This is a genomic window from Saccharothrix variisporea, from assembly GCF_003634995.1.
GTDB lineage: Bacteria > Actinomycetota > Actinomycetes > Mycobacteriales > Pseudonocardiaceae > Actinosynnema > Actinosynnema variisporeum.
In genome coordinates this window covers 5,687,857-5,712,843 of record NZ_RBXR01000001.1, presented here as the reverse complement: position 1 = coordinate 5,712,843, position 24,987 = coordinate 5,687,857, and the positions used below count along the sequence as shown (strand labels likewise).

The 24,987-nt window shown below is 73.1% G+C and carries 24 protein-coding genes; 3 read left to right on the top strand and 21 right to left on the bottom strand.

Going from position 1 to position 24,987, the window contains the following annotated elements; genetic code table 11:
- Nucleotides 1-49: 49 nt before the first annotated feature.
- From DFJ66_RS25940 to DFJ66_RS25905, 8 genes are all read right to left on the bottom strand, one after another.
- Nucleotides 50-1,582: a bifunctional uroporphyrinogen-III C-methyltransferase/uroporphyrinogen-III synthase gene (locus DFJ66_RS25940; protein WP_121224650.1), complete on the bottom strand. Its 1,533-nt coding sequence runs from the start codon at nucleotides 1,580-1,582 to the stop codon at nucleotides 50-52.
- Nucleotides 1,583-1,596: 14 nt separating this feature from the next.
- Complete coding sequence (hemC, locus tag DFJ66_RS25935; protein ID WP_121224647.1) at nucleotides 1,597-2,538, bottom strand: hydroxymethylbilane synthase; 942 nt, start codon at nucleotides 2,536-2,538, stop codon at nucleotides 1,597-1,599.
- On the bottom strand, nucleotides 2,535-3,869 hold the full coding sequence (locus DFJ66_RS25930) for a glutamyl-tRNA reductase (protein WP_121224645.1): 1,335 nt from the start codon (nucleotides 3,867-3,869) through the stop codon (nucleotides 2,535-2,537). The genes hemC and DFJ66_RS25930 overlap by 4 nt, the downstream gene beginning before the upstream one ends.
- A gap of 46 nt (nucleotides 3,870-3,915) precedes the next feature.
- Nucleotides 3,916-4,698 (bottom strand): redox-sensing transcriptional repressor Rex, encoded by a 783-nt coding sequence (locus tag DFJ66_RS25925; RefSeq protein WP_246029910.1) that lies wholly within the window; start codon nucleotides 4,696-4,698, stop codon nucleotides 3,916-3,918.
- Nucleotides 4,699-4,977: 279 nt separating this feature from the next.
- Nucleotides 4,978-5,625, bottom strand: a complete 648-nt coding sequence (locus DFJ66_RS25920) for a fasciclin domain-containing protein (protein WP_121224641.1) — start codon at nucleotides 5,623-5,625, stop codon at nucleotides 4,978-4,980.
- Nucleotides 5,626-5,709: 84 nt separating this feature from the next.
- Nucleotides 5,710-7,197, bottom strand: coding sequence for a molybdopterin-dependent oxidoreductase (locus tag DFJ66_RS25915; protein WP_121224639.1), 1,488 nt, complete (start codon nucleotides 7,195-7,197; stop codon nucleotides 5,710-5,712).
- A gap of 70 nt (nucleotides 7,198-7,267) precedes the next feature.
- On the bottom strand, nucleotides 7,268-7,483 hold the full coding sequence (locus DFJ66_RS25910; RefSeq protein WP_121231760.1) for a glutaredoxin family protein: 216 nt from the start codon (nucleotides 7,481-7,483) through the stop codon (nucleotides 7,268-7,270).
- Between the two features lie 53 nt (nucleotides 7,484-7,536).
- Nucleotides 7,537-9,006 carry an AMP-binding protein gene (locus DFJ66_RS25905; protein WP_121224637.1) on the bottom strand — a complete coding sequence of 490 codons (1,470 nt, stop codon included), beginning with the start codon at nucleotides 9,004-9,006 and terminating at the stop codon, nucleotides 7,537-7,539.
- 225 nt (nucleotides 9,007-9,231) lie between these two features.
- Here DFJ66_RS25905 and DFJ66_RS25900 point away from each other — a divergent pair, with 225 nt between their 5' ends.
- The 3 genes from DFJ66_RS25900 to DFJ66_RS25890 all read left to right on the top strand — a co-directional run bounded on the left by DFJ66_RS25900 (nucleotide 9,232) and on the right by DFJ66_RS25890 (nucleotide 12,145).
- On the top strand, nucleotides 9,232-9,831 hold the full coding sequence (locus DFJ66_RS25900; RefSeq protein ID WP_397556277.1) for a sigma-70 family RNA polymerase sigma factor: 600 nt from the start codon (nucleotides 9,232-9,234) through the stop codon (nucleotides 9,829-9,831).
- Between the two features lie 106 nt (nucleotides 9,832-9,937).
- Nucleotides 9,938-11,212 (top strand): DUF5667 domain-containing protein, encoded by a 1,275-nt coding sequence (locus tag DFJ66_RS45120; protein WP_211351328.1) that lies wholly within the window; start codon nucleotides 9,938-9,940, stop codon nucleotides 11,210-11,212.
- Nucleotides 11,213-11,251: 39 nt separating this feature from the next.
- Entirely contained in the window at nucleotides 11,252-12,145 is an 894-nt protein-coding gene (locus DFJ66_RS25890; RefSeq protein WP_121224633.1) for an HAD family hydrolase, read from the top strand.
- A 158-nt stretch (nucleotides 12,146-12,303) separates the two neighbouring features.
- Here the strand turns inward: DFJ66_RS25890 and DFJ66_RS25885 are convergent, their stop codons facing one another.
- The 13 genes from DFJ66_RS25885 to DFJ66_RS25825 form a co-directional block, all read right to left on the bottom strand.
- Nucleotides 12,304-13,389 carry a lysophospholipid acyltransferase family protein gene (locus tag DFJ66_RS25885; protein ID WP_121231757.1) on the bottom strand — a complete coding sequence of 362 codons (1,086 nt, stop codon included), beginning with the start codon at nucleotides 13,387-13,389 and terminating at the stop codon, nucleotides 12,304-12,306.
- A 10-nt stretch (nucleotides 13,390-13,399) separates the two neighbouring features.
- Nucleotides 13,400-14,437, bottom strand: a complete 1,038-nt coding sequence (locus DFJ66_RS25880; RefSeq protein WP_121224631.1) for an NAD-dependent epimerase/dehydratase family protein — start codon at nucleotides 14,435-14,437, stop codon at nucleotides 13,400-13,402.
- A 228-nt stretch (nucleotides 14,438-14,665) separates the two neighbouring features.
- Nucleotides 14,666-14,767: a 30S ribosomal protein bS22 gene (locus DFJ66_RS25875; RefSeq protein ID WP_015105422.1), complete on the bottom strand. Its 102-nt coding sequence runs from the start codon at nucleotides 14,765-14,767 to the stop codon at nucleotides 14,666-14,668.
- Nucleotides 14,768-14,892: 125 nt separating this feature from the next.
- A complete protein-coding gene (locus DFJ66_RS25870) occupies nucleotides 14,893-15,102 on the bottom strand; it encodes a helix-turn-helix domain-containing protein (protein WP_015105423.1) in 210 nt (69 codons plus the stop codon).
- Between the two features lie 120 nt (nucleotides 15,103-15,222).
- Complete coding sequence (proC, locus tag DFJ66_RS25865) at nucleotides 15,223-16,035, bottom strand: pyrroline-5-carboxylate reductase (RefSeq protein ID WP_121224629.1); 813 nt, start codon at nucleotides 16,033-16,035, stop codon at nucleotides 15,223-15,225.
- Between the two features lie 47 nt (nucleotides 16,036-16,082).
- On the bottom strand, nucleotides 16,083-17,963 hold the full coding sequence (locus DFJ66_RS25860; protein WP_121224627.1) for a S9 family peptidase: 1,881 nt from the start codon (nucleotides 17,961-17,963) through the stop codon (nucleotides 16,083-16,085).
- A 16-nt stretch (nucleotides 17,964-17,979) separates the two neighbouring features.
- On the bottom strand, nucleotides 17,980-18,786 hold the full coding sequence (locus DFJ66_RS25855) for a thioesterase family protein (protein ID WP_121224625.1): 807 nt from the start codon (nucleotides 18,784-18,786) through the stop codon (nucleotides 17,980-17,982).
- Nucleotides 18,787-18,794: 8 nt separating this feature from the next.
- Nucleotides 18,795-19,715, bottom strand: a complete 921-nt coding sequence (locus DFJ66_RS25850; protein WP_121231755.1) for a proline dehydrogenase family protein — start codon at nucleotides 19,713-19,715, stop codon at nucleotides 18,795-18,797.
- 40 nt (nucleotides 19,716-19,755) lie between these two features.
- Entirely contained in the window at nucleotides 19,756-20,541 is a 786-nt protein-coding gene (locus DFJ66_RS25845; RefSeq protein WP_121224623.1) for a sugar phosphate isomerase/epimerase family protein, read from the bottom strand.
- Nucleotides 20,538-22,040, bottom strand: a complete 1,503-nt coding sequence (locus tag DFJ66_RS43610; protein ID WP_211351325.1) for a hypothetical protein — start codon at nucleotides 22,038-22,040, stop codon at nucleotides 20,538-20,540. Before DFJ66_RS43610 ends, DFJ66_RS25845 begins: the two co-directional genes overlap by 4 nt.
- Nucleotides 22,040-23,050: a Ppx/GppA family phosphatase gene (locus DFJ66_RS25835; protein WP_121224621.1), complete on the bottom strand. Its 1,011-nt coding sequence runs from the start codon at nucleotides 23,048-23,050 to the stop codon at nucleotides 22,040-22,042. The genes DFJ66_RS43610 and DFJ66_RS25835 overlap by 1 nt, the downstream gene beginning before the upstream one ends.
- Before the next feature lie 27 nt (nucleotides 23,051-23,077).
- A complete protein-coding gene (locus tag DFJ66_RS25830; RefSeq protein ID WP_121224619.1) occupies nucleotides 23,078-23,758 on the bottom strand; it encodes a response regulator transcription factor in 681 nt (226 codons plus the stop codon).
- On the bottom strand, nucleotides 23,755-24,948 hold the full coding sequence (locus DFJ66_RS25825; protein WP_121224617.1) for a sensor histidine kinase: 1,194 nt from the start codon (nucleotides 24,946-24,948) through the stop codon (nucleotides 23,755-23,757). The genes DFJ66_RS25830 and DFJ66_RS25825 overlap by 4 nt, the downstream gene beginning before the upstream one ends.
- Nucleotides 24,949-24,987 lie beyond the last annotated feature (39 nt).

The following is a 24,987-nucleotide window of genomic DNA, read 5'->3' as shown; positions in this document are numbered from 1 at the left end:
TACGAAACGCGATCGGGGCCACCGCGAAGTGGCCCCGACCGATTGCTGTTTACGAGCGGCGCAAACGCTTGGTCTTGCGAGGCGGCGGCAAGGCGCCTTCAGCACGGAGCCGGGCCGCGTGCTGGGCCAGCGCGTCGACCAGGGCCGGCACGTTGGCGTCCTCGGGCTGCACGTCCACCCGGAGGCCGAACTCGCGCGCGGTCTCCGCCGTCTGCGGGCCGATGCACGCCACCAGCGTCCGGGCGTGCGGCTTGCCGGCGATGCCGACCAGGTTCCGGACCGTGGACGACGAGGTGAAGCACACCGCGTCGAACCCGCCGGACTTGATCATCTCACGCGTGTCGGCGGGCGGCGGGGCGGCCCGGACGGTCCGGTAGGCCGTCACGTCGTCGATCTCCCAGCCGCGCTCGCGCAGGCCCGCCGCCAGGGTCTCGGTGGCGATGTCGGCCCGCGGCAGCAGCACGCGGTCCACCGGGTCGAGGATGTCGTCGTAGGGCGGGAAGTCGGCCAGCAGGCCCTCGGAGGACTGCTCGCCGGAGGGCACCAGCTCGGGGATGATCCCGAACGAGCGCACCTTCGCCGCCGTGGACTCGCCGACGCACGCGATCTTCACGCCGGAGAACGCCCGCGCGTCCAGGCCGAACTCGCGGAACTTCTCCCACACCGCGCGCACGGCGTTGGTCGAGGTGAACACCACCCACTGGTAGCGGCCGTCGACCAGGCCCTTGACCGAGCGCTCCATCTGCGCGGGCGAGCGGGGCGGCTCGACCGAGATGGTCGGCACCTCCACCGGGATCGCGCCGTGCGAGTGCAGCCGGTCGCTCATCGCGCCCGCCTGCTCCTTGGTGCGCGGCACCAGCACCCGCCAGCCGTACAGGGCGCGGGACTCCCACCAGGACAGCTTCGCGCGGTTCGCCACGGCCGCGCCGACCGTCACCACGAGCGGTCCGCCCAGGTCGCCGGCGTCGGCGGCGAGGGAGGCCAGGGTGGTGTCGACGGTGCGCTGGCCGAAGCCGGTGCCGTCGGCGGTCACCGCGACCGGGGTCTGCGGGGCCAGGCCGTGCTCGACCAGCGAGGACGCGGCCTCGGCCAGGTGGCTGCCGGTGGCGTGCAGGACCAGCGTGCCGGGCGCGGCGGCCAGGCTCGCCCAGTCGGTGACGCCCCGGACGTCGGCCTCGGTGTGGACGGCACCCAGCGCCACGCCCGCGTACGCGGGCACCGCCGTGCCCGCCGGGACGCCCGGCACCACGTCGAAGGCGATGGTGGTCTTCGAGACGGCGTGCGCCTCCTTCACCACGGAGTCCAGGGTCAGCGGGTCCCCCGCCACCAGCCGGACCACGGTGTGGCCGTTCTTCGCCTCGGCGACCAGGTCCTTCGCCACGTCGGCCGGGTCGCCGACCGCCGGGCGGGTCTCGACGCCGTCCGGTACGAGGGCGACCACCTCGGACGGCACGTCCGGGTCCGTCACCACCAGCTCGGCCTTGGCGAGCAGGTCACGGGCACGGACCGTGAGCAGGCCGGTGTCGCCGGGGCCGGAACCCACGAAGGCGACGCGGCCAGGGGTCTTGCGTGCGCGGGTCATCAGGGCACTCCCCATCAACTACGCCCTTCCGACCGCGCAGCGGCGAGGCCGGAAAGGTCGAGCAACTCGGCGGCCAGCGCGCGGCCGAGTTCCTCTGCTGCGGTCAAGTCACCGGTGGCGGACGCACGGAGGAGGTCGCCGTCCTCCGCCGCCATGACCCCGCGCAGGGACAGGCGGTGGACCACCGCTCCCTGGTCGTCGAGGTCTTCCACCACATCGGCCAGTGCGCCGACCGGCGCGCTGCAACCAGCTTCGAGCGCGGCCAGCAGCGCGCGCTCGGCGGCGACAGCGGCCCGACTGGCCGAGTCGTCCAGAGTGGACTGGAGGAGGTGCTCGGTGTCGACGTCGTCGACCCGGCACTCCACCGCGAGGGCGCCCTGGGCGGGCGCGGGGAGCATCTGGATGGGCTCCAGGGTCTCGGTGATCTCGGCGGTGCGGCCCAGGCGCGCGATGCCCGCGCGGGCCAGCACGACGGCGTCCAGCTCGCCGTCGCGCACCTTGCGGATGCGGGTGTCCACGTTGCCGCGCAGGGGCACGACCTCCAGGCCGAGCCCGAGGGCTTCGAGCTGGGCGGCCCGCCGGGGCGAGCCGGTGCCGACGCGGGACCCGGCGGGCAGCTCGCCCAGGGTCAGGCCGTCCCGGGCGACCAGCGCGTCGCGCGGGTCCTCGCGCGGGGGCACGGCCGCCAGCGACAGGCGCGGGTCACGAGCGGTGGGCAGGTCCTTGTAGGAGTGGACGGCGACGTCGATCTCGCCGTTCGCCAGCGCGTCGCGCAGCGCCGAGGTGAACACCCCGATGCCGATCTCGGCGATCGGCGCGGACGACCGGTCGCCGGGGGTCGAGATGGTCACGATCTCCACGTCGGCGCCCGCTGCGCGCAACGCGTCGGCCACGTGACCGGTCTGCGCGAGTGCCAGGGCACTGCCGCGCGTGCCGATCCTCAGGGTGCGGTTCACCGCTTCTCACCTTTGGTCTGCGTCGGGTTCTGCGTCGAGAGGGGAGTGCTGACGGCGGCCGGTTTCTGCGGGTCGAGGCCGAACAGCTCGCGCAGCGCGTCGGCGTAGCCCTCGCCGCCGGGCGCGGCGGCCAGCTCCTTGACCCGCACGGTCGGGGTGTGCAGGAGCTTGTCGACCACGCGCCGCACGGTCTTGGCCAGCTCGTCGCGGACCGCGCCGTCCAGCTGCGGCAGCCGGGAGTCCAGGCGCAGCAGCTCGGCGTCCACGACCTCGGCGGCCCGCTTGCGCAGCGCCGTCACGGTGGGCGTGACCTCGGCCTTGCGCTGGCCCGCCAGGTAGCCGCGGACCTCCTCGGCCACGATCTCGGCGGCGCGGGTCGCGCCCTGGCCCGCGGGGGCGTCGGAGAGCCTGCGCTGGAGGGTCTCCAGGTCGACCACGCGCACGCCGGACAGCAGCGCGGCGGCCGGGTCCACGTCCTTGGGCAGGCCCAGGTCGCACACGACCAGGGGACGGCCGGGTTCGCGGTCGCCGATCAGCTCCGCGCCCACGACGGTGTCGACCGAGCCGGTGCAGGCGAACAGCACGTCCGCGCGGGCGATCTCGGTGGTCAGGTCGGCAAGGCCCGTGGAGCGGGCGGGCACGCCGTCGGCGGTCAGCGACTCGGCCAGGCGGGCGCCGTTGGCGGCGGTCCGGTTGGCGATCACGACCTCGCCGATGCCGGCGCGGCGCAGGTGCGCGGCGGCCAGGCCGCCCATGGAGCCCGCGCCCACGATCAGCGCGCGACGGCCGGCGAGCCCGCCCAGCGCCCGCGCGGCGTCGGAGAGGGCCTCGGAGACCACGGACGCGCCGGCGTGGTCGATGTCGGTGTCGGAGTGCACGCGCTTGCCGACCCGCAGCGCCTGCTGGACCAGCTCGTGCAGGGTGCGGCCGACCACGCCGGCCTCGTCGGCGCGGTTGTAGGCGGTGCGCAGCTGGCCGAGGATCTGGGCCTCGCCGACGACCATCGAGTCCAGGCCGCCCGCGACGGAGAACAGGTGCTCGACGGCGGCGGCGGAGTAGTGCACGTAGAGGTGCTCGAACAGGTCGGCGGGCTCGGCGGCGGCCTGGTGGGCCAGCACCTCGACGACCTCGTTCATGCCGCCGTGGAAGGTCTCGACGACCGCGTACACCTCGACGCGGTTGCAGGTCGACAGCAGCACGGCCTCGGACACGCTGGGCGCCTCGAGCAGCTGGTCGAGGACCTTGCCCAGGTCGGAGTCGGCGACGGCGACGCGTTCCAGCACGGGAACGGGGGTGGTGCGATGCGAAAGTCCGACGACGAGGACACTCATACCAGGATCACGTCCTGATGAGCCGCCTGGCTCACAACCCGCACGATCACGGGCGAATCACCACCCCGTCCACACCGACACCGTTGACGACGTCACCGGCGGCCTCGTCAGCCCGTCGCGCGACGTGGAACGACAGGATCTGCATCTCGACCGCCAGGTCGACCTTCCGCACCTCGACGTAGTCCGGCACTTGGAGCACAACGGGTGCGAAGTTCAGGATGCACTGCACTCCGGCGGATACCAAACGGTCGCAGACGGCTTGAGCGGCCTGCGGCGGCGTCGCGATGACCCCGATCGAGACCTCGCGCTCGGCGCAGACGGACGTGATGTCGTCGATGTGGTTGACAGGTATGCCACCTACCGGCACTCCGGTCAGGTCCGGGTCGATGTCGAACAGCGCGGCGACCGGGAAACCCCGGCTCGGGAAGCCGCCGTAGTTGGCCAGCGCGTGACCAAGATTACCGATCCCGACGACCGCGACGGAGTGCTTCCGGGTCAGCCCGAGGATGCGCTCGATGTGGCTCACGAGCACCTCGACGTCGTAGCCGACGCCCCGCGTGCCGTAGGAGCCGACGTAGGACAGGTCCTTGCGGAGCTTCGCCGAGTTGACCCCGGCGGCGCCCGCCAGCTCCTCGCTGGAGATGGTCGTCACGCCCTGCTCGGCCAGGCCGGAGAGCACCCTCAGGTAGACGGCGAGGCGGGCGACCGCGGCCTCCGGGATGGCGCGGGCGCGCTCGCGGACGTCGGCGGCGGACTCGGTGGAGGCGTCGGCGGCTCTCTTGGCGGCGGTGGTCACAACCTCGTCACCCGCGCCCCGCCGATCCACCACGCTGGCTCTCCTCGACATCCGACCGATTGACCCGCCGGGCACCGTCACCAGCGGGGTGATGCGCCCACCGTACCGCTTGTGAACGTATGCACAAAGTTGATGGACACCGGTCCCCGGCACTACTTGATGTTGGTCCGCCCCCATGGAACATCCCCCCGCAACGAAAGGGGGCCGAGCGCGGGCGTGGATACGCGCCGCACTCGGCCCCAGGCGGTGGACAGCCCGTTTTTCCAGCGCCGCCCCACCATCGAGTGAACCTCGTACGAGGTCCGCTCCAGGTCACGCCGCGGGAGGCGTGAGCACCTTGCCGATCACGAAGACGGTGGCGTTCTTGGTCGGGATGTTCCCGCACAGGACCGGGGCGCCGTTGACCGTCATGGTCGTGCCGGAGCCCTCGACCTTCAGGTCCTGCCCGGTGAGCGCCTTGACCGTGCCGGCCGCGCGCAGGCCGTCGGCGTCGTAGCGCTTGCCGACCACGTGGAACTGGAGGATCTTGCCCAGCGTCTCCGGCTGACCGGCCAGTTCCGTGAACTTCGCGTCACCCAGCTCGGCGAACGCCGGATCGGCCGGCGCGAACACCGTGATGGCGGACTGCGAGTTGAGCGTGTCCACCAGGTTGGCCGCCTTGACCGCCGCGACCAGCTTGGTCAGCAGCGGGTTGTTGCTCGCGGCGGTCGCCACCGGGTCGTCCGCCATGCCCTGCAGCGAGCCCTCGTCCTTGGCGTCCTGGGGGACGCCGGCGCAGCCCGCGCCGAAGACGTCCGTGGTCTTGGTGACGCCGTCGGCCATCGCCTGGGCGGTCGTGGTGGTCGTGGTCGTGGTGGTGGTCGCCGGGTTGGCGGTCGACGCCTTGTCGTTCGCGCTGCACGCGGTGAGCGCGAAGGCGGCGACGGCGGCTCCGACGAGGGCGAGCTGGCTGTTCCGCACGGCGGATCACTCCTCAGTTTTACCGGGTTCGGTACTCACTGAGACGTTCGATGCGGGGTTCCATCCGGTTCGGGTGAATCTGCGTCACTCGACCGTGAAGAAGATCGAGTGCCAGCCGGTCGCGCCGTCCGGGATGGGCGCCACCCGCTCCTGGGGCTGCGTGAAGCCGGACTTGTCGGTGGCACGGCACTCGACCGTGTGACCACCGGGCTTGAGGTCCAGCGGCAGCCGCCACATGCGCCACGCCGAGCCGCCGACGTCGGCCCCCAACTCGGCGACCTGCCACGGACCGCCGTCCACCCGCACCTCGACCTTCGCGACACCGGTCGGCTGCGCCCACGCCACACCCGCGACGGTGACCTTCCCGCCGGTCTTGGACAGGCCCTTCGGGCTGTCGATCCGGGACATGGTCTTGATCGGCGCGCGCTGCGCCCAGCCGCGGTCGAGCCAGTAGCCGCGCTTGGCGGCGAAGGTGGTCAGCTCCAGGTCCACGACCCACTTGGTGGCGCTCACGTAGCCGTAGAGGCCCGGGACGACCAGGCGGGCGGGGAAGCCGTGCTCGACCGGCAGCGGTTCGCCGTTCATGCCCAGGGCGATCAGCGCGCCCCGGTCCGGGTCGAGGACGACGTCCACCGGTGAGCCGGCCGTCCAGCCGTCGGCGCTGGTGGAGAAGAGCTGGTCGGCGTCGGGCTTGACCCCGGCCTCCTCCAGGACCAGGTGGAGGGGGACGCCGATGAAGTTCGCGGTGGAGATGTACGGCCCACCGACCTCGTTGGACACGCACGTCATGGTGATCGTGCGTTCGACCAGGTCACGGCCGCGCAGGTCGGCGTAGTCCAGGGTCAGCTCGCGCTCGACCAGGCCGTGGACGCGCAGGGTCCAGTCCTCGGCGCGCAGGCGCGGGACGCTCAGCGCGGTGTCGATGCGGTAGAAGTCGCGGTTGGGCGTGATGAACGAGGGCGTGCCCTGGCCCGCGAAGTCCGCTCCCGCGGGGATCGCAGGCGCTGTGGTGGTGGGCTTGAGCTCCCCCACGGACGCCCGGGACCCTTCGACGTCCGTGCGGGTGCCGAGCAGTTGCCCACCGAGCCCCGCGACGACGCTGCCACCGGCGACGATCAGGAGGCTGCGGCGGCTCTCGACGTGCCGCTCGGGCTGCACTTCGGAGTGCAGCCACCGGAAGACGCCGATCCCGACCGCGCCGGCGGCCAGCGGTGCGAGGAGGCCGAGTTGCCCCAGGTCGGGCCGGTAGAGCACGGCGGCGACCCCGATCACGCCCAGGACGGCGCCCAGCACCGTGCCCGGCGTGGGGCTCTTGCGCGACAGCAACCCGGCGGCGACGGCGAGCGCCGCGATCACGACCGCCATGCCGACCAGCAGGACCAGCTTGTCGTAGGTGCCGAAGGTGCGGACGGCGAAGTCCTTGAGCGGCGGCGGGGTGAGGTCGATGAACGTGTTCCCGACCGCCAGGAAGGGCGAGGCGGACGGCCCGACGAGCGCGGCGACGAGGTGCCCGGCGGCCAGGGCGGCGGCCACGCTCACGATCCCGACCAGGGCGGCGGTCCAACGGCTCATACGGGAGATTCGACACCCGCCGCCGTCCGGTTCGCCGATTCCGTAAGCCGGCGGTAATCCGGGCGGCGGCTCAGGTGAGGGCGGCGCGGAGGCGGTCTTCCTCGACCGACCAGTAGCCGTGCTCCTCGCCGTCGACCAGGATCACCGGCACGCGGTCCCCGTACTCGGCCCGCAGCTCGGGGTCGCCGTCGACGTCCTGCACGTCCCAGGGCACGCCGAGTTCGCCGCAGATCCGCTCCAGGTCCGCCTTGGCCTGCTCGCACGCGTGGCAGTCGACCCGGCTCATCAGCGTCACGTGGTGGCTCACGCCCCCGATTGTGCCGCTCAGCGGGGAGCCGCTCAGTTCAGGGGCAGGCGCAGGCGGGCGCGGGCGAGCTTGCCGGTGGGCGAGTGCGGCAGGGTCGGGGCGAACTCCACCACCGTCGGCACCTTGAACTTGGCCAGCCGCGCCGCGCAGTGCTCCTTCACGGCGTCCTCGGTCAGCTCCGCCCCGTCCGCCGGCACGACCACGACCTTCACCGACTCCCCGGTCCGCTCGTCCGGCACCCCGACCGCCGCCGCCTCCGCGACCCCCGCCAGTTCGCCCAGCACCTGCTCGACCTCGTGCGGGTACACGTTGAAGCCGTTGACGATGATCAGGTCGCCCGCCCGGTCCACCAAGTGCAGGTCTCCGTCCTCGTCGAAGAAGCCCACGTCACCGGTCCGGAACCAGCCCGACGCGTCCGGCCCGTGCGACCCGTCCGGCCAGTAGCCGCTGAACAGGTTGGCGCCCCGCGCGGCGACCAGGCCCGTCCCGGGCTCGTCCTCCTCCAGGTCCAGCGGCCGGCCGTCGGTGTCGACCAGGCGCACCTCGACGCCCGGCAGCGCCCGGCCCACGGAACCGCCCTTGGGCACCCCGCCGACCAGCGTCGACGTCAGCACGGGACCGGTCTCGGTCAGCCCGTACCCCTCGTACACCGGCAGCCCCACGGCCTGGCGCAGCGCGTCCAGCACGCCGGCCGCCAAGGGGGCCGCGCCGGAGGTGAACAGGCGCACGGTCGCCAGGTCCTCGCGCAGCCGCTCGACGGGCTGGGTGAGGATCGCCTGGTACATCGGCGGCACGCCGACCAGCGTGGTCACGCGGTGCTCGCGGATGGCGTCCAAGGCCGTCGAAGGGTCGAACCGCTCCAGCAGCACGGCCGTCGCGCCCGCGCCCGCGACCTGCAACAACCCCGGGCCCAGCCCGTAGACGTGGAACAGCGGCAGCGCCAGCAGCACCCGGTCGCCCGCCGTCACGGGGGCGGGCCGCAGGGACGCGCACTGGTCGACGTTGGCCAGCAGCGCCCGGTGCGACAGCATCGCCCCGCGCGGCCGACCGGACGTGCCGGAGGTGTAGCCGAGCACGGCGACGTCCTCGCCCGACCCGATCGCGGTGAACTCCTCGCCCGCCACCAGCTCGGGCTCGGGCAGCGCCTCGACGTCCGTCCCGCCCGCGTCGCCGACGAGCAGGCGCGCGCCGCAGTCCGCCAGCACCCGCTGCAACTCGCGCGCCGGCTGACCCGGCCCGACCGGCACCACCACGGCCCCCGCCCGCAGCGCGCCGAACACGGCGACGCAGAACGCGGGGCCCGTGGGCAGCCGCACGACGACCCGGTCACCGGGCTCGACCCCGGCGTCCACGAGTCGGTGAGCCTCGCGATCCACGAACGAGTCGACTTCGGCCCAGGTGTAACTGTTCGCAGTCGTGACATCCACCAGTGCGACGTGCTTGGGTCCACGGTGCGCGGAGGCGCGAACCAGGTCGGCGACGTTGCGAGCGGAAGCGGTCAAGGTGACCTCCTGGTGAACACTGCGGACCCTCCGCGCAGTCTGTCACGCACGGGCGGCGTCACGCAGTGCCTCCGAACGCGTCGCAGATTCGAGACCGGTTGCCGCTACCTACTACGGAGTAACAACACGTATGCTGCCCGAACGGCGACTCTGTGGAGGTGCCGCGAGCCGATGAGCGCAAGGGCGAGCGACAACACCATGAGGACCAACCGGACGCTCCGCTCGATGTGGAGCAGTGGAGGGCAGTCCAGCACGATCGAGAGCGTGGAGACGGACCCGGCGGGAGAGCCGTGGGACCTCGTGCGTGCCGCCCAGGCGGGCGACACGGACGCGTTCGGGCTGCTCTACGACCGGTACGTGGACGTGGTCTACCGGTACGTGCTGTTCCGGGTCGGTGACCGGACGCTGGCCGAGGACGTGACCAGCGAGACGTTCCTGCGCGCCCTGCGCAGCATCGGGTCCATCAGCTACCAGGGCCGGGACGTGGGTGCGTGGTTCGTCACGATCGCCCGCAACATCGTCTTCGACCACGTGAAGTCCAGCCGCTACCGGTTGGAGGTCACCACGGCCGAGCCGGACGACAACCGCGAGGTCGCGAGCGGTCCGGAGCAGGAGGTGCTCACCGACGCGGCCAACGCGGAGCTCCTCCGGTGCGTAGCCCAACTGGGTGACGACCAGCGCGAATGCATCACTCTCCGTTTCATCCAGGGCTTGTCCGTGGCCGAGACCGCCGCGAAGATGGGCCGCAACGAAGGCGCGATCAAGGCCCTCCAGCACCGCGCGGTGCGCCGTCTGGCACAACTGCTGCCGAACTGGCTGCGCTGACGCGCCGCCGGGGGTTCCCCCGATCGCGCCAGTCGTGCCCGCGTAACCCCGGAACCTCCGGCTTCGTTACTCGGGCAGGTACTCCTCCACGAGTCGGTGCGGGATGGTGGGCAGAAGGATCACGCCGCTGGGGCGTCGCAGGCAGCACGAGCAGTTCGCTCGTGCGGTCGACGCACAGCCCGACGAGGCCGCGCGGGCCGCTCAGGCCGGTGACGCCGGGCTCGCCGACGAACTGGCCGTGGTCGCGCTGCTGCGGAAGGCGGCGGCGACCAGCGGTCCGGACGAGGCCACCAGAGCCCGGATGCGCGCACGCGTGCTCGGCGCGAGCCCGTCCTCGACCGACGCCCCCGGCACCACCCCCGCGGCCACCGGTCCCGCCGGCGCCGGCCCGGCCACCACGACCGCCACCAGCCCCACCGCCACGAGCCCCACCGCGACCAGTCCGGCCCGGCTCACCGCCGTGGGCCCCCGCGCCTCGCGCCCCGCTCCCCCCGGCACCGCCCCGTCCGGCACCGGGCCGGCACAGCCCACGACGATCGGCACGCGCCGACCCCGCGGCGGAGCGCGCGGGCGATTAGCGATAGCCCTCGCCGCCGCGCTGTGCCTGGTGTTCTCGCTGGCCGGGATGAGCCTCCTGCTGTCCCGCGACGCGCTGCCCGGCGACGCGCTGTACGGCGTCAAGCGCACCGCCGAGTCGGCCTCGCTGGGCCTGACCTTCGGCGAGGAGTCCAAGGGGTACAAGCGGCTGGAGTTCGCGGCTGCCCGCGTCGCGGAGATGGAGACGCTGGCCGACCGCTACCGCGACTCCGGCGGCGGCCCGCTGGGCGGGTACCTGACGGCGCTGACCGACTTCGACGCCGACGCCGCGGCCGGTTCCCGCGTGCTGGCCGCGCACGGGTCGAACTCGGACCAGCGCACCCTGTCCGGGCTGCGCGACTGGGCGCTGTCCCAGACCACCCGGCTGGGCGACCTGCGCGGCCGGCTGCCCGCCGAAGCCTCCGCGCGGGCCGGCACGTCCCTGGAGCTGCTCGACCGCATCGCCAAGCGCGCCGCCGACCTGTCCGCGCGCACCGCCTGCGCCACCGTCACCAGCGGCCAGACCGACGACGTGGGCCCCGTGCCCGCGACCGGCGAGTGCACGCCCCCGTCCACCGCGCCCAGCCCGTCGCCCACCGACCCGCCGTCGGTCCTCGGGTCGACCCCGGGCGGCGGCTCGACGACGCCCGGCGACCCCACCGCGCCGCCCGCGGCCACCCCCGGCACACCCGGCACCCAGAACCCGCCCCTGCCGCTGCCCTCGGTGACGACGACCGTCACACCGCCCGTCCAGCTGCCGACCCTGTCCCTCCCGCTGCTGCCGCTGCCCGGTCTCACCGGCTGATCGCTACCCTGTCCCCATCGGACCCCGGGAGGCGCTGACGTGGTGAAAAGGCGTGTGGTGGAGGGCTCGGCCGAGCGGGAACGACTCGCCGAACTGGCCGGCGCGGCCTCGGCCGAGGCGGCACTGGCCACCCCGCCGTCGCCGGAGCCGTCGGGAGCGCCCACCGACCTGACCGCGGCCGCGTTCTTCGACGTCGACAACACGATGATGATGGGCGCGTCGATCTTCCACTTCGCCCGCGGCCTGGCGGCGAGGAAGTACTTCAAGAACTCCGACCTCATGGGCTTCGCGTGGCAGCAGATCAAGTTCCGCGTCGGGGGCCGTGAGGACCCGCAGAGCGTGAAGGCGTCCCGCGAGCAGGCCCTGTCGTTCGTCGCGGGCCGGTCGGTGGCGGAGCTGGTCAGCCTGGGCGAGGAGATCTACGACGAGCTGATGGCCGACAAGATCTGGACCGGCACCCAGGCCCTGGCCCAGATGCACCTGGACGCGGGCCAGCGGGTGTGGCTGGTCACCGCGACCCCGGTGGAGCTGGCGCAGATCATCGCGCGGCGCCTGGGCCTGACCGGTGCCCTGGGGACGGTGTCGGAGAGCGAGAACGGCATCTACACGGGCAAACTCGTCGGCGACCTCCTGCACGGCCGGGCGAAGGCCCATGCCGTACGGGCACTGGCCGCGAAGGAGGGCTTGGACCTGCGACGCTGCACGGCGTACTCGGACTCGGTGAACGACGTGCCCATGCTGTCGGTGGTCGGCACGGCGGTCGCGGTGAACCCGGACTCGGGCCTCCGCGAAACGGCCCGCAAGCGCGGCTGGGAGATCCGCGACTTCCGGACCGGCCGAAAGGCGGCCAAGATCGGCGTGCCCTCGGTGCTGGGCGCCGGCGCCCTGGCCGGCGCGATCGCAGCAGGGATGGCGTATCGCCGCCGAGGCTGACCCACCGCCAGGCCGCCCGCAGCCCGCCCGACCCGCAAGCCGGCCGCTCCCGCGGTCAGCCGGCCACGCCCCCACTGGCCGCCCGCAGCCCGCCCCCACCCGCTAGCCGGCCGCACCCACCGGTCAGCCGGCCACACCCGCGCCGGCCGCCCCCGCGGTCAGCCGAGGAAGACGTTCCGGCGTTGGGTCAGCAGGCGGTACAGGGTCTGCTGGATGGTTTCCCGGACCTGGTCCGTCAGGTTGAAGACCAGCATCGGGTCGTCGGCCGCGTGTTCGCCGTGCACGTCGGTGCGGATCGGTTCGCCGAACTCGATGTACCACTTCGACGGCAGCGGGATCGCGCCCAGCGGGCCCAGCAGCGGGAAGAACGGCGTCACCGGGAAGTACGGGAAGCCGAACAGCCGCGCCAACGCCTTGATGTCGCCGATCTTCGGGTAGATCTCCTCCGCCCCGACGATCGAGCACGGGATGATCGGCACCCCGGTCTTCAGCGCCGCCGACACGAAGCCGCCCCGGCCGAAGCGCTGCAGCTTGTACCGGTCCTTGAACGGCTTCCCGATCCCCTTGAACCCCTCCGGCCACACGCCGACCAGCTCGCCGGACCTCAGCAGCCGCTCCGCGTCCGGGTTGCACGCCAGGGTCTGGCCCGACTTGCGGGCGAGGGCACCCAGGACCGGGGTCTTGAACACCAGGTCCGCGCCGAGCATGCGCAGGTGGCGGTGGGCGGGGTGTTCGGCGCGGATGCCGTAGGCGGTCATGGTGGCGTCGAGCGGCAGGGTGCCGGAGTGGTTGGCCACGATGAGGGCGCCGCCGGTCGCGGGCACGTTGTGCAGGCCGATGGTCTCGACGCGGAACCACTTCTCGTACAGCGGCTTCAGCGGGGGCATCAGGACGTGGTCGGTGAGGTCGGGGTCGAAGCCGAACTCGTCCACCTCGTAGTCGCCCTGGACGCGGCGGCGCAGGAACGCCAGCACGCCGGCCAGGCGCTCCTCCCACTCCGACACGGCACGATCCGACGCGGCACGATCCGACGCGGAACGATCAGGTTCGGAACGATCAGGTTCGGAACGATCACCAGCAGAACGATCGTTTGCGGCGTGATCGTTCGGGGTGGGGTCCGCGGATGCGTCTGCTTCCGACGGGCCGGGGGTGCGGGGCGGCTTCGAACGCTGGTCCCGCTGGTCCCGCTGTGCCGGCGTGCGTCGGGCCGGTGCGTGCAGGGGGATCACCCTTGCCTCTGCCACGTCCACCTCCTCACCTGAGCTTCGCCGCCGCGTCGAGCACGGTGCGCTCGACCGACGTCAGGAGCTCGGGGTCGATCAGGGGTCGCATGCCGCGACCGCTCACGTAGTCGTCGAACGCCTGCTGCGTGGTCCACCTCGGGGTGAAGCCGAACTCGCGCTTGAGCAGCGTGGTGTCCACGACACGGCCCCAGTTCAGGAACCGCATCTGGTCCGGGGAGAAGTCCACCAGTCGCGCGCTGCGGAACAGCCTGCCCACCGTCGGCACGGCGGCCGTGGGCACGGGGAGCGGCAGCTTGCCCGCCCGGCGGATCGCCTGGGACAGCAGCAGCACACCGTCGCCGCCGACGTTGAACACGCCGGGCAGGTCGTGCAGGGTCGCGCGTTCGAGCACGGCCAGGGCGTCCTCGGAGTGCAGGAGCTGGACGCGGGCGTCGTAGCCGAGGACGGTCGGCACCACCGGCAGGGCGAAGTACCTGGTCAGCACGGTGTCGATGCGCGGGCCGATGAAGTTGGTGAACCGCAGGGTCGTGACGTCCACGTCCGGGCGGCGGCGGGTGAAGCCGCGCACGTAGCCCTCGACCTCGACGGCGTCCTTGGCGTACCCGCTGGACGGCAGGTCCTTGGGCCCCATGTCCTCGGTGAACACCGCCGGGTCGCGCGAGGACGACCCGTAGACGGCGCTGGTGGACTTCACGACGAGCTTGCGCACGTGCGGCGACTTCTGGCACGCGGCCAGCAGCTGCATCGTGCCGATGACGTTCATCTCCTTCATCACCGTGCGCCCGGACGGCCCGGCCGGGTTGGCGGTCACCGAGGCGTGCACGACGGTGTCGACGTGCGCGGTCGAGATGACCTTGGCGATGAGGGGGTTGCGGATGTCCGCGCGAACGAACTCGGCGCGGCCCATGCGGCGCAGCAGGTCGCGGGGCGGCGGTTCGGTGTCGACGCCGAGCACCCGGTCGATCTCGGGGTTGGCGGCGAACCGCGCGGCGAGGTGGCCGCCGAGGAAGCGGCTGCATCCGGTGACGAGAACGACCTTGGGCGCCATGCGACTCCGAGACGGTTGCGACCTGCGCGGACTGCTGCGACGTGGACTCTACCCACGGATTCGGGTACCCGATCGTCTCGTGGTCACGCTCTTGACGCAGGTCACCGCGCCATTCACCCGGATGGCCGCCGGACGGCCCGGTGGCACCCGCCGGACGGGCCGGAGCCGGACACCCGGACATGCCGGTGCCGGCGGCCCCGAGGGGACGCCGGCACCGAAGACCAGGGCTTACTTGCCGCGCTTCCTGCGCTGGACGCGGGTCTTGCGCAGCAGCTTGCGGTGCTTCTTCTTCGACATGCGCTTGCGGCGCTTCTTGATGACCGAGCCCATGCGGGTTCCTCACTCACTAGACGAAGGTGTTTCTCCACGCGCCGGTGGAGACACCCGCCAAACTCGGGCGCGCCGACACCAGGCACGAACGGCCTGTGAGTTTACCCGGCTGCCGGCGCCCGCCCTCACCCGGCGTCGAAGTAGGCGTTCCGCAGGTACTCGTGGACCGCCTTCTCGGGCACCCGGAACGACTTGCCGACGCGCACCGCGGTCAGCTCGCCCGAGTGCACCAGCCGGTACACCGTCATCTTCGACACTCGCATCACCAGCGCCACCTCGGCGACGGTCAGGAACTTGACCTGGACCAGGGGTGCTCGATCGTTGTCCTCCGGCATGGATCACCGCGTCCTTCGACACGCGTCGTGCCGTCGGCTTCCCCACCGACGGTTCGACACGCACGTGCTCCTGTGAGAGTAACGGGACACGTGGGACTGGTGCGACGGCCAATGGCGGAATCAGTGGTCCTCGTGGGCCTGTCCGAGCTCGACCGAACGGTCCCGAGCAGCCTCGATGGCCGCCAGGAGGGCCGCGCGGACCCCGTGCTTCTCCAGTTCGCGGATGGCCATGATGGTGGTGCCGGCGGGCGAGGTGACGGCCTCGCGGAGGATCACCGGGTGGGTGTCGTTGCGGTTGAGCATCTGCGCCGCGCCGACCGCGCTCTGGATGATCAGCTGCGTGGACAGGTCGCGCGGGATGCCGAGCAGGATGCCCGCGTCGATCATGGCCTCGACCAGGTAGAAGAAGTAGGCGGGGCCGGAGCCGGACAGTGCGGTGACGGCGTCCTGCTGGCTCTCCGGGACGCGGGCGACCTTGCCGACCGTGGTGAGCAACTCCTCGACCAGGTTGAGGTGGTCGGCGCCCGCGTACCTGCCCGCGGAGATGGCGCTCATGGCCTCGCCGACCAGCATCGGCGTGTTGGGCATGACCCGGACGACGGGCGTGCCCTCGGGCAGCCGGCGCTCGTAGAGGGACGTCGGCAGGCCAGCGCACAGCGACACGACGAGCGTGCCGGGCTTGATCACGGGCGCGAGCTCGTCCAGCAGCGGCTCGATGTCCTGCGGCTTGACCGCCACCACCAGCACGTCGGCCCGCCGCGCGGCCTCGGCGACGTCGAGCCCTTCGACGCCGTACTCCTTGGTCAGCGCGGCAGCCCGGTCGGGGTGCTTCTCGGTGAACACCAACTCGTCCGCCCCCCGGCCGCCCCGCAGCAACCCGGACAGCAAGGCCTCCCCGATCTTCCCCGCACCCAACACCGCGATCGTCGTCATGGGCGCAAGCCTGCCACCTGCGCCGAACCCCCTCAGCCCGACCCTGGTCAGGGGTGGAGCAAGCGGTCGAACCAAGCACGGGTCCGCCGCAGGACGTCCAGTTGGTGGTGGCGTTCCCGGATGGAGTGCCCCTCCCGGGGGTAGATCACGAACTCGTGCTCGACGCCGAAGTGCCGCAGCGCCCGGTGGAGGTACACGGCCTGGCCGACCGGGACGTTGGTGTCCTCGGCGCCGTGCAGGATGAGCACCGGGGTGCGGATGCGGTCGGCGAAGGAGATGGGGCTGACCGCGTCGTGGGGGTGCGGGCCGGTGCCGGACCAGCCGGTGCTGCCGCCGAGCGCGGCCTCGAACTGGCCGTTCTCCCCGGTCGCGGCGAGCATCCCCCAGTCGACGACGCCGGCACCCACCAGCGCGGCCCGGAACCGGTCCGTGTGGCCGACCGCCCAGGCGGCCAGGAACCCGCCGTGGCTCCAGCCGGCGATGCCCAGCCGGTCGGGGTCGGCGATGCCCTCGGCGACGAGCAGGTCGATGCCGGCCAGGACGTCGGTCCACTCCTCCCGACCGACCCGGCCGGCGACACTGGCGGCGAACCGGTGGCCGTGGCCCTGGCCGCCGCGCGGGTTGGGCAGGAACACCGCGTAGCCGGCGGCGGCCAGCCACTGCGCGCTGGGGAACCAGAAGAGCTGCAAGCGATCGGCGTAACGGTCGTACGGGCCGCCGTGCGGGATCGTGACCAGCGGGAACGGGCCATCCGACGCGGTCGTTCCGGCCGGCAGCACGAGCAGGCCGTCCAGGGCGAGACCGTCCGCGGCCCGGTAGACCAAGGGTTGCTGGAGGCCCCAGGTGGCGCCGTGCAGTTCCGGCCGGGTGTCGGTGATCTTCCGCAGCGGCCCGGCCGGTGGTCCGACGTGGACGTCCTCGGGCTGGTAGCGGGTGCCGGCCAGGACGGCGATCAGCTCGCCGGTGGGGGTCGTGGTGAGGGCTTCGAGGTGTCCGGGGTGGTGGGACAGGACGGTGGGGCCGGTGGGGTCGAGCCGGACCAGGGTCGTGTTCAGGCCGTCCGCGAACAGGACCAGCGGAGCGCCGTCGGTCTGGTGCAGCTCTGTCGGGCACATCGGGAGGCCGGAAGTCCGGTTGCGCTGGACGCCGCTGTCGAGGGCCAGGTCGAACACGGCGGTGCCCGCTTGCAGGCCCGGCGGGGTGAGAGCGATGTAACCGAGGTGCCAACCGTCCGCACCCCGCCACCACGCGAGCGAACGGGCGTCGATCTCGGCCGCGCCCAGGTCCTCGACGGTCCCGGACACGGGGTCGAACAGGTGCAGTCGGCCGGTGCGCGGGCCGTAGTCGTCGTCGGCGCCGGCGCGGGTCAGCACGGCGAGCGGGCCGCCGTCCGGGCGTTGGCGCAGCTCCACGACGTGGCGGTCGCGGAAGACGTCCGGGGTGGTGACGCGGCCGGTGCTCGGGTCCAGCAGGCGCAAGCGGGCGCGTGGCTCGTGCTCGCCGACGACGATGACGTCGTCGTGCGGAGGGCGCGCCGCCGGTTCGTCCTCGGCGAGCAGGGCGACCAGGCCGAGGTCGGTGAGCGGCAGGTGGTCGAGCACGCCGGCGTCCAGGCTGGTCAGCCGGGTCACCCTGCCGTCGGCGAGCGCGAGCCGGTGCAGCTGGGGGGTGCCGCGCTCGGCGCGGTCGGACAGGAAGAACAGCGTGGTCGAGTCGGCGGACCAGCGCGGGCGGGACTGGGTCGCGGTCGCCTCCGCGACCCGGCGCTCGACGGCCGTCCCGGTGTCGACGAGCCGGAGTTCGGTGTCGACGTGGTCACCGGTCCGGCTGGTGGGAGTCAGGACGTGGGCGAGCAGGCGGCCGTTCGGCGCGAGGACCGGGTTGCGCGGCACGCGGCCGTCGACCACGAGGTCCGGGGTCAGGGGCACGGCTCGCCGCCGAGGGCTAGGCGGTGGCGGGGGTCAGGGCCAGTTGGCGGGCCTGGCAGACCAGTCGGCCCGTCGCGTCGATCACGGTCGCGTCCTCGTCGAACCACTGGCCGTGGACCGCTGTGCACGTCACCCGGACCCGCAGCCAGCCCGACGCCGGGCGCCCCCGCAGCAGGGCCGTCAGCTGCACCGTCGGGGACCACCCGAACCGGCCCAGGTTGAACGTCACCGGCATGGAGATGTCGCCCGCGACCAGCGCGAAGTACGGGTCCGCGTCCTCGCCCAGCGGTTTCGCCCACAGGGTCAGGGACAGGGGGTCGCCGACGCGGCCGGTCAGGAAGCCGGCGCCGGCGCGGTCCAGGCGCACGTCGCAGACCTCGCCGAGCTTGTAGACGCCGCCCGAGCCCAGCGTGGCCAGGTCCACCGCGTCCGGCGGCGGGCTGGCGGAGACCAGGGGCAGGTCCGCGTAGTCCGGCTTCGCCGCCGGCATCCGGCCGACCGTCACGACGGCCTCGACGCACGCCCGGCCGCGCTGCTCGAGCACCACCGACACGACCGTCGCCGTCCGCCCGGCCTTGCGCACGGACGTCCGCAGCAGCACCGGGCCCACCTCGGGCGCGTGCAGGAACTGGGCGCTCACCGCCAGCGGCTCGCGCTCGTCGCCGGGCATCGCGACCCGGGCCGCGTCGACGGCCGACCGGGCCGCCAGGGCCAGCAGGAACCCGCCGTGCGGTTTGGGTCCGATGGTCCACTCGCCGGGCAGGGCCGCCGTGTACGTGCCGTCCCCCAACGCGCGCACGGCGTTGGCCACCGAAAATGCCACCGAACTCCTCACGAGCGGCTGACCAGGGACCGCAGGAAGAACGCCACGTTCGCCGGGCGCTCGGCCAGGCGCCGCATCAAGTACCCGTACCACTGCTCGCCGAACGGCACGTACACCCGCACCACGTGCCCCTCCGCCGCCAGCCGCCGCTGCTCGGTCGGGCGCACGCCGTACAGCATCTGGAACTCGAAGTCCTCCACCGACCGCCCGTACCACCGCGCCCGCTCGCCCACGATCTCGATCAACCGGGGGTCGTGGGTGGCGAACATCGGGTAGCCGCCGCCCGCGAGCAGGGCGTTGGCGCACCGGACGTAGTTCAGGTCCACCTCATGCGGGTCGGCGTACGCCACCGACGCCGGCTCCGCGTACGCGCCCTTGCACAGCCGGACCCGGGTGCCCGCCAGGGCGACGCAGTCGTCGAGGGTCCGCCGCAGGTACGCCTGGAGCACCGCACCGGTCGACGGCCACGCGCGGCGCAGCTCCTCCAGCACGCGCAGGGTCGAGTCGGTGGTGGTGTGGTCCTCCATGTCGAGGGTGACCGTCGTGCCGGCCTGCTCGGCCGCCGCGCACACGCGGGACGCGTTGTCCAGCGCCAACCGCTCGTCCAGGGCCTGGCCGACCGCCGACAGCTTCACGCTCACCTCGGCGTCCGCGGCCAGCCCGACGTCGTGCAGCTGGTCCAGCAGCGCCAGGTACGCCTGGACGGTCCGCTCGGCCTGCGCGCGGTCCGTGGTGTCCTCGCCCAGGTAGTCCAGCGTCACCCGCAGGCCGTTCTCGACCAGGTCACCGGTCACGTCCACGGCCGACGCCACGGTCTCGCCCGCGACGAACCGGCGCACGACGTCCCGGCTGAGGGGAGCCGACGCGACCGCCCGCCGCACCGCTTCGTTGCCCGCGGCGGCGAGGATCAACGAACGGAGTGGGTTCACGATCAAGACCCTAGTCGAACGCCTGCGGGAAAGCAGGGGCTCACACGTGCAGGCGGGCGAAGAGCAGGGACTCGGCCAGGAGGTCCCGCCGGTCGGCGTCGGTCTTCGCCTTGCGGGTGTTGACCTCCAGCACGACCTGACCGGTGAAACCGCTGGGCGCCAGCGATTCCAGCAGCTCGGCGCACGGCTGGGTGCCCCGGCCCGGCACGAGGTGCTCGTCCTTCGGCAAACCGCTGCCGTCGGCCAGGTGCACGTGGGTCAGCCCGTCGCCCATGCGCTTGGCCAGCTCCATCGCGTCCATGTGCGCGGCGGAGGCGTGGGACAGGTCGAGCGTGTAGTTGCGGTGGCCCACGTCGGTCGGGTCGATGGACGGCCGGAACGCCGTCACCGCCACCGACCGGCCCCGCCCGAGCTTGCGGCGGACCGGGAACATGTTCTCCACCGCGATCGCCACGCCGCTCTCGTCCTCCAGGCCCGCGACCAGGTCCGGGAACGTCTCGGCGTACCGGCGCTGCCACAGGAACGGCGGGTGCACCACGACCGTCCGCGCGCCCAGGTCCTGCGCGGCCCGCACGCTGCGGCGCAGCCGCTCCACCGGGTCCGGCGACCACACGCGCTGCGAGATGAGCAGGCACGGCGCGTGCACGGCCATCACCGGCACGCCGCTGCGCTGCACCAACCGCTGCAACGCCCGCACGTCCTGGCTGACCGGGTCGGCCCACACCATGACCTCGACCCCGTCGTAGCCCAGCTCGGCCGCCGCCTCGAACGCCGCGCCGACCGGGCGCGGCCACACGGCGGCCGTGGACAGGCCGACCGGGATCAAGACTTCACCAGGAGCATCGCGGCCGGCGACACGGTGACGATCAGACCGACCAGCACGGCCAGGACGGTGGTCTGGAGGTCGTCGGCGCGGCGGATGCGGCGGACCAGCAGCACCAGGCCCACGGTCACCGCCAGCGCGACCACCAGGGCGGCGGGCGCGAGGGTCCGCCACAGGAAGTTGAAGCCCAGCCACAGGGCCGCGCCGCCCAGGACGCCGACGGCGAGCTGGCCGATCATCACCAGCCACTCGCGGCCCGGTGAGCGGTCGGCCGCTTCCTCGTCGGCGTCGACGTCGGCGAGCCCGGCGGGTTCCTCCTCGTCCTCGGCACCGGCGGGGCGGAAGTCGTCGTCGTCCTCTTCGTCCAGGTCGACGTAGGGGTGGAACTGGGTGCTCTCCGGCTCGACGCGCGGCATCTCGCCGGAGTCGTCGCCGAACCAGTCCTCGGCGGTCTGGTCGGGCAGCGGGTCGGGCATCGGGGCCGGCGCGGGCGGCACGATCAGCACCGACTCGGTCGGCAGCGACTCCAGCGGCACGTTCGGGGTCAGCTTGTCCGCGATGCGCGGCAGCACCTCGGTGACCGGGTCCCGGGCGGGCGGCGGGGGCGGCGGCACCGACCGTGGCAGGGCCGCGCGGTTGCCCTCGGGTTTCGGCGGCACCGGCCGGGGCGCCTCGGGCGGGACCGGCCTGGCCACTTCGGTCGGAGCCAGGCGGGCCGGGTCGGCGGGCGGCGTGAGCCGGGTCGCGTCGAGGCCGGGCGGGGTGGGGCGCGGCGGCTCCGGGTAGTCGTCGGCGTAGTCGTCGACGATCGGCGGGACCTGCCGGGTCTCCTCGGCCTCGGTCGGCGCGGGCACCCCGCGGCGGGGCGGGGTCCGGGTGAAGGCGGCGTCCAGGCGGGAGCGCGGCGGCTCGGGGGTGAACGGCGGCTCGACCGCGGGCGGCGCGGGCCGGGCGGCCCGTCCCTCGGCGAACGGCTCGGCGGACCGCGGACCGCGACCTTCGACGAACGGCTCGGCCGTCCGCGAACCCCGGCCCTCGGCGAACGGCTCGGCCCGTCCCTCGGCCGGCGCGAACGGCTCTGCGCGGCCCTCGGCGGACGCGAACGGCTCGGCGGACCGGGACGCACGGCCGCGGCGGCCTTCGAAAGGCGGCTCGACCGGTTCCCGGCGGCCTTCGAAAGGCGGCTCGACCGGTTCCCGGCGGGCCTCGAAGGGCGGTTCGGCCGGGCGGGCGAACGGCTCGGGGGTGACCGGTGGCGTGTAGGCGGTCTGGTCGGGAGCCGCGCGGCGGCCGGTCGGCGGCGGGTCGTCGTCGCGCACCGGCAGCAGCCGGCCGCTGTCGGAGTTGACCCGGTCGATGATCGCCTGCGGAGCGGTGTCCGACGTGTCCTCGGCACGGCGGCGACGCCGACGCGGCGACACCTCGCCGGAGCCCCCGCCGTACTGGGCGAGCAACTCCGCGACCGTGCGCTGGGTCTGCTCCGACTCGCTCTCTCGACTCATCAACTCCACCGTGCCCCGTGGCGGCCAGTCCGTCCAGTGTCACCCGACCGGCGGGTGCGGGTCGCGGGGGTGTCCTGGTCTGCGCCATCAGTGTGGTCCAGGCGACGCAGGATGACACCTTCCCGCAGCGCCCAGGGGCAAATCTCCAGCTCACCGAGTGACAGGGCTCGCATGGTGGCCTCCGCCACCAGGGCGCCCGCCACGAGCTGGTGCGCCCGGCTGGAGCTCACGCCCTCCAGCTCGGCCAGGTCGCTCGCCGACATGCGCGAGATGAACCCGATCAGCTGCCGCAGGCCGGCGTGGGTCAGGACGCGCCGCGCCCGGGGTCCGGCCGAGGACGGGGCCGCGCCGGTCAGCCGGGCCAGCGTGCGGAACGTCTTGGACGTGGCCACCACCCGGTCCGGGGCGCCGACCCGCTTCAGCTTCTTGACCACCGGCGCGAGCTGGTCGTCCAGCCACTCGGTGGTCTCGTCGATCTCCTTGCGGCTGGGCGGGTCGTGGTGGAACCGGGTGCGGGTCAGCCGGCCCGCGCCCAGCGGCACCGAGAAGGCCTCCTCGGGCTCCTCGTCCACGCCGACCGCCAGCTCCAGCGAGCCGCCGCCGATGTCCAGGCACAGCAGCCGGCCCGCCGACCACCCGTACCAGCGGCGCACGGCCAGGAACGTGTAGCGGGCCTCGTCCTCGCCGGTCAGGACCTTGAGGTCCACGCCGGTCTCGGTGCGCACCCGGTCCAGCACCTCGGCGGAGTTGCCCGCCTCGCGGACCGCCGAGGTGGCGAAGGCCATCAGGTCCTCGCAGCCCAGCCGGGCCGCCGACGCCTTGGTGGCGGCGACCGCCCGGACCAGCCGGTCCGCGCCCACCTTGGTGAGCAGGCCGTCGCCGTCGAGCTGTTCGGCCAGCCGCAGGACGGACTTCTCCGAGCTCATCGGCGTGGGGTGGGCACCCCGATGAGCGTCCACCACCAACAGGTGGACGGTGTTGGACCCCACATCAAGGACCCCGAGGCGCACGGCGTGCACCGTACCCGGTCGGGGCGGTCAGGACTCGAACTTGTAGCCCAGTCCGCGCACGGTGACCAGGTGGCGGGGCGTCGCCGGGTCCGGCTCGATCTTCGAGCGCAGCCGCTTGACGTGCACGTCCAGGGTCTTGGTGTCGCCGACGTAGTCCGCGCCCCACACCCGGTCGATGAGCTGGCCGCGGGTGAGCACCCGACCGACGTTGCGCAGCAGGTACTCCAGGAGGTCGAACTCCTTCAGCGGCAGGTTCACCTCGACGCCGTCGACGGTCACCACGTGCCGCTCGACGTCCATCCGCACCGGCCCCGCCTCCAGGACCTGCGGCAACAGCTCCTCGTTCTCGCCGCCGCGGCGCAGCACCGCCCGGATGCGGGCGATCAGCTCGCGGGCCGAGTACGGCTTGGTGACGTAGTCGTCCGCGCCCAGCTCCAGGCCGACGACCTTGTCGATCTCGCTGTCCCGGGCCGTGACCATGATCACGGGGACGGCCGAGCGGGCGCGCAGCTGCTTGCACACGTCGGTGCCGCTCATGCCGGGCAGCATGAGGTCCAGCAGCACGATGTCGGCGCCGTTGCGGTCGAACTCCTCCAGCGCCTCCTGGCCGGTGGCCGCGAGCGCCGCGGTGAAGCCCTCCTTGCGCAGCAGGAAGGCGAGCGGATCGGCGAAGGACTCCTCGTCCTCCACGATGAGCACCCTGGTCACAGCTCTCCTCCGGGTTTGCCCGCGCTGGTCGGCACAGGGACAGCGAGTTCCGGCTTGGGTAGGTCGGTGGTCTGCTCTTCCCGGTCCGGGTGTGCCGGGATGCGCAGGGTGAAGGTCGAGCCGGTGCCGGGCAGGCTCCACAGCTTGACCTCGCCGCCGTGGTTCGCGGCGACGTGCTTGACGATCGCGAGGCCCAGGCCGGTGCCGCCGGTGGCGCGCGACCGGGCCTTGTCCACGCGGTAGAACCGCTCGAACACGCGGGTCTGCTGGTCCTCGGCGATGCCGATGCCCCGGTCGGTCACGGCGATCTCGACGTACCCGTTCACCAGCTTGCGGCTGACCGAGACGGGGCTGCCCGGCGGCGAGTAGGCGACCGCGTTGTCCAGCAGGTTGCTCAGCGCGGTGACCAGCAGCGTCCGGTCGCCCTCGACCTCCAGGCCGCTGGGCTCGTCGGTGGTGATCTCGATGCCCGCGGACTCGGCGGCGAGCTTGGAGCGGCCCAGGGCCTCGCTGACCACCACGTCGATCTCGACCCGGCTGAGCTCGGGCAGCTTCTCCGCGCCCTGCAGCCGGGACAGCGCGATCAGCTCGGTGACCAGGGTGCCCAGGCGGGTGGCCTCCTGCATGATCTTGGCGCTGAACCGGCGGACCTCCTCCTGGTCGTCGGCGGCGTCCAGGACGGCCTCCGCGAGCAGGGCGAGCGCGCCCACCGGCGTCTTGAGCTCGTGGCTGACGTTGGCGACGAAGTCCCGGCGGGTCGCCTCCAGCCGGACCTGGTCCGACTCGTCGGAGGCGGCCACGACGACGAACCCGTCGGTCAGCACCTTGACCGTGGCGTGCACGGCCTCCGGCATCCGGCCCTTGACCTCCAGCGGCGAGACGTCCACGTGGACGACCTCGCCGTTCTGGCGGGTGAGCTCGGCGGCGCGGCGGGCCCGGTCGTCCACGCGGTTGTTGCGCACGACGCCCAGTTCCTCGGCGCGCGGGTTGTGCAGGACGACGTCACCGAAGACGTTGAGGACGACGATCCCGTCGTGGGAGGACTGGACCACCATGGCCATCAGGTCGGCGACGGTGAGCCCGGCCGGCCGCTGTGGTTTCGCACTGGCGGTGGCGCGGCCCACGAGGAACGCCGCACCGCCGATCAGCAGAGCGCCGATCGACAGGACGAGGTAACCCGTTGCGGTCACGGAGGCATCGTAAGCAGGTCAGGGCGGGTACGGCCTAGC

Excerpts from the sequence above, each read along its gene's own strand:
- DFJ66_RS25940 (WP_121224650.1), bottom strand. The coding sequence starts at position 1,582 with ATGACCCGCGCACGCAAGACCCCTGGCCGCGTCGCCTTCGTGGGTTCC.
- DFJ66_RS25930 (WP_121224645.1), bottom strand. The coding sequence starts at position 3,869 with ATGAGTGTCCTCGTCGTCGGACTTTCGCATCGCACCACCCCCGTTCCC.
- DFJ66_RS25915 (WP_121224639.1), bottom strand. The coding sequence starts at position 7,197 with ATGAGCCGTTGGACCGCCGCCCTGGTCGGGATCGTGAGCGTGGCCGCC.
- DFJ66_RS25910 (WP_121231760.1), bottom strand. The coding sequence starts at position 7,483 with ATGAGCCGGGTCGACTGCCACGCGTGCGAGCAGGCCAAGGCGGACCTG.
- DFJ66_RS25900 (WP_397556277.1), top strand. The coding sequence starts at position 9,232 with ATGTGGAGCAGTGGAGGGCAGTCCAGCACGATCGAGAGCGTGGAGACG.
- DFJ66_RS25880 (WP_121224631.1), bottom strand. The coding sequence starts at position 14,437 with ATGGCGCCCAAGGTCGTTCTCGTCACCGGATGCAGCCGCTTCCTCGGC.
- DFJ66_RS25875 (WP_015105422.1), bottom strand. The coding sequence starts at position 14,767 with ATGGGCTCGGTCATCAAGAAGCGCCGCAAGCGCATGTCGAAGAAGAAG.
- DFJ66_RS25870 (WP_015105423.1), bottom strand. The coding sequence starts at position 15,102 with ATGCCGGAGGACAACGATCGAGCACCCCTGGTCCAGGTCAAGTTCCTG.
- proC (WP_121224629.1), bottom strand. The coding sequence starts at position 16,035 with ATGACGACGATCGCGGTGTTGGGTGCGGGGAAGATCGGGGAGGCCTTG.
- DFJ66_RS43610 (WP_211351325.1), bottom strand. The coding sequence starts at position 22,040 with ATGAGTCGAGAGAGCGAGTCGGAGCAGACCCAGCGCACGGTCGCGGAG.